Annotated in this window: 3 protein-coding genes and 1 pseudogene; all 4 read left to right on the top strand. The window is 44.8% G+C overall.

Annotated elements, in window-relative coordinates:
• Positions 1-311: S-adenosylmethionine:tRNA ribosyltransferase-isomerase (locus ACP45E_RS08135; protein WP_158008371.1), on the top strand; the 311-nt coding region annotated here is incomplete at its 5' end.
• 193 nt (positions 312-504) lie between these two features.
• Entirely contained in the window at positions 505-1677 is a 1173-nt protein-coding gene (gene tgt, locus ACP45E_RS08130) for a tRNA guanosine(34) transglycosylase Tgt (RefSeq protein WP_017038532.1), read from the top strand.
• 124 nt (positions 1678-1801) lie between these two features.
• On the top strand, positions 1802-2131 hold the full coding sequence (gene yajC, locus ACP45E_RS08125; protein ID WP_017035744.1) for a preprotein translocase subunit YajC: 330 nt from the start codon (positions 1802-1804) through the stop codon (positions 2129-2131).
• A 20-nt stretch (positions 2132-2151) separates the two neighbouring features.
• Positions 2152-3048: pseudogene (gene secD, locus ACP45E_RS08120) on the top strand (protein translocase subunit SecD); the annotation flags it as partial.

Genomic DNA, 3048 nt, shown 5'->3' with positions numbered 1-3048 from the left:
GGCGTGTTATCGCTGTCGGTACGACTTCGGTTCGCTCACTAGAAAGTGCCGCTCAAGATGCGGTTAAGAATGGTACTGAGCTGGTTCCATTTTTTGGTGATACTGAAATATTTATCTTCCCTGGATATGAATATCAACTGATTGATTGCTTGGTGACCAATTTCCACTTGCCAGAGTCAACGCTGATCATGCTTGTCAGTGCGTTTGCAGGTTATGACAATACCATGACGGCGTATAAACACGCGGTTGAGGGGGAGTATCGCTTCTTTAGTTATGGCGATGCGATGTTTATCAACAAAAAAAACAAGTAACGCGACGATAGACTGGCCGTGTCTGCAGTGCTCATTTATACTTTTTCAGTTATGAATAGTGCACTTTTTTATTGTCATGTGCTGAGTTTTTGTAAAACAGGTAATAACGAGTGCTAGCAGTAGGCTAGAGAAAGAGCTTATCTCTTACTTCGCATGGAATCCGCGACCGCTCTCGTAGGGTGAAAGCCCATTAATGAAAGTCAGATTGTTTCTCTGGCAAAGTGGAGTTCTCGTGAAATTAAAATACGAACTGAAAAAAACAAACGGTAACGCGCGTCGTGGCCAACTTCAATTTGAACGTGGCACGGTAGAAACGCCAGCGTTCATGCCAGTGGGTACTTACGGTACGGTTAAAGGCATGACACCGGAAGAAGTAAAAGGCACGGGTGCTGAAATTCTTCTCGGTAACACTTTCCATTTATGGTTACGTCCGGGTCAAGAGATCATGAAGCTGCACGGCGACTTGCACGACTTTATGAACTGGAAAGGCCCAATTTTAACTGATTCAGGTGGCTTCCAGGTATTTAGCTTGGGTAAAACACGTAAGATCACCGAAGAAGGGGTTCACTTTCGTAGCCCTGTGAACGGTGACAAAATCTTTATGGATGCCGAAAAGTCAATGCAGATCCAGTACGATCTGGGTTCTGATGTTGTGATGATTTTTGACGAGTGTACGCCATACCCAGCAACACACGATGAAGCTCGTATTTCAATGGAACGTTCAATTCGCTGGGCTGACCGTAGCCGTAACGAATTTGATCGCCAAGAGAACCAAAATTCACTGTTTGGTATCGTACAAGGCGGTGTTTACGAAGATCTGCGCGACGTATCAGTCAAAGCGCTGACAGATATTGGTTTTGATGGCTACGCGGTTGGTGGTTTGGCGGTTGGCGAACCTAAAGAAGACATGCACCGAGTTCTTGAACATACGTGCCCACAGCTTCCGGAAGATAAACCTCGTTACCTCATGGGTGTCGGCAAACCCGAAGACCTAGTTGAAGGGGTTCGTCGTGGAATTGACATGTTTGATTGCGTGATGCCGACTCGAAATGCACGTAACGGCCACCTATTTGTCACAGGAGGTGTGATCAAGATCCGTAATGCGAAACATAAAATCGATACAACACCACTGGATCCGCACTGTGACTGTTACACTTGCCAGAATTATTCAAAGTCATATTTACATCACCTAGATCGTTGTAATGAGATTTTAGGTGCGCGATTAAATACGATTCATAACCTGCGTTATTACCAACGCTTGATGGAAAGCATCCGCACTGCCATCGATGAAGATCGATTTGAGAGCTTTGTGGAAGAGTTTTACGCTCGTCGTGATCGCTCTGTGCCGCCGCTCGGTAAAGAATAATTGTAAAACCCTTTTGTTTTCGCGACCAATTCGCTCGGAGTTATGAGCGGGGTACTTGAAAATGAAAGGGAAATCCCCAACTTAATTGAATTATCAATAAAAAATACTATAGAGGACGTCTTTAATGTTTATTTCTCAAGCTCACGCAGCAGCAGAAGGTGCACCAGCAGGTGGTGGTTTCGAAATGATTATCATGCTTGGTATGTTCGCAGTAATCTTCTACTTCATGATTTACCGCCCTCAAGCTAAGCGTGTAAAAGAGCATAAAAATCTTATGGCAGCGATGGGCAAAGGTGATGAAGTGATCACTAGCGGTGGCCTTGTGGGTAAAATCACTAAAATCGCAGAAGACAACGATTACATTTCAATTGAACTAAACGTAAACAATGAAGTTGTAATCAAGAAAGATTTCGTTACTGCTGTGTTACCGAAGGGTACACTGAAGTCTCTATAAACGGCTAAAGGATTCTTGCTGTGCTAAACCGTTATCCGTTATGGAAGTACCTGTTGGTGATATTTGCTATCGCTACAGCCGCGTTATACGCACTTCCGAACCTATACGGTGAAGATCCAGCTATTCAAGTTACAGGGGCGCGCGGCGCCTCTGTTGATCTGTCAACGCTGGATTCCGTCACCAATGCCCTTGAAAAACAGGGTCTATCTCATAAATCTATTGCTCTAGAAAATGGACAAATTCTTGTTCGCTTTAACGATACTGATACACAGCTTACCGCTCGTGACATTGTCAATGAAGCCCTTGGCAAAGATAAAATCGTTGCTCTAAACTTAGCGCCTTCTACCCCTACCTGGCTTGAATCTATTGGCGCTGCGCCAATGAAATTGGGTCTTGATTTGCGTGGTGGTGTTCACTTCTTAATGGAAGTGGATATGGATGCGGCAATGAAGACACTGGTCGGTCAACAAGAAGAAGCCTTCCGTAGTGAACTACGTGAAGACCGTATTCGTTACCGCTCTATTCGCCCATCCGGCAGTGATTCTGTTGAAGTTTTATTGCGTGATGCTGAACAATTAGCAGAAGCGAAAAAACTACTGGCAGAAAAACACCGTGATATGACGTTTGTTGATTCAGACAGTAATGGTCGATTTTCTCTAGTTGCTACGTTTAATGAAGCTCGTTTGACTGAAATCCGTAACTACGCGGTTGAACAGAATATTACGATTTTACGTAACCGTGTTAATGAACTGGGTGTGGCAGAGCCGCTCGTTCAACGTCAAGGTGCAAACCGTATCGTTGTTGAACTTCCTGGTGTTCAAGATACGGCTCGTGCGAAGGAAATCCTTGGTGCGACAGCAACGCTAGAGTTCCGAGAAGTTGATGACCAAGCCGATCTTTCTGGTGCGGCAAGTGGC

This window comes from Vibrio genomosp. F10 str. 9ZD137 (assembly GCF_049974785.1).
Taxonomy (GTDB): Bacteria; Pseudomonadota; Gammaproteobacteria; order Enterobacterales; family Vibrionaceae; genus Vibrio.
The sequence above is the reverse complement of the archived record's forward strand: the minus strand, read 5'-3'. Positions and strand labels throughout refer to the sequence as shown.

Bases quoted from the DNA above. Each gene is read 5' to 3' on its own strand.
- tgt (WP_017038532.1), top strand. From the start codon at position 505: ATGAAAGTCAGATTGTTTCTCTGGCAAAGTGGAGTTCTCGTGAAATTA.
- yajC (WP_017035744.1), top strand. From the start codon at position 1,802: ATGTTTATTTCTCAAGCTCACGCAGCAGCAGAAGGTGCACCAGCAGGT.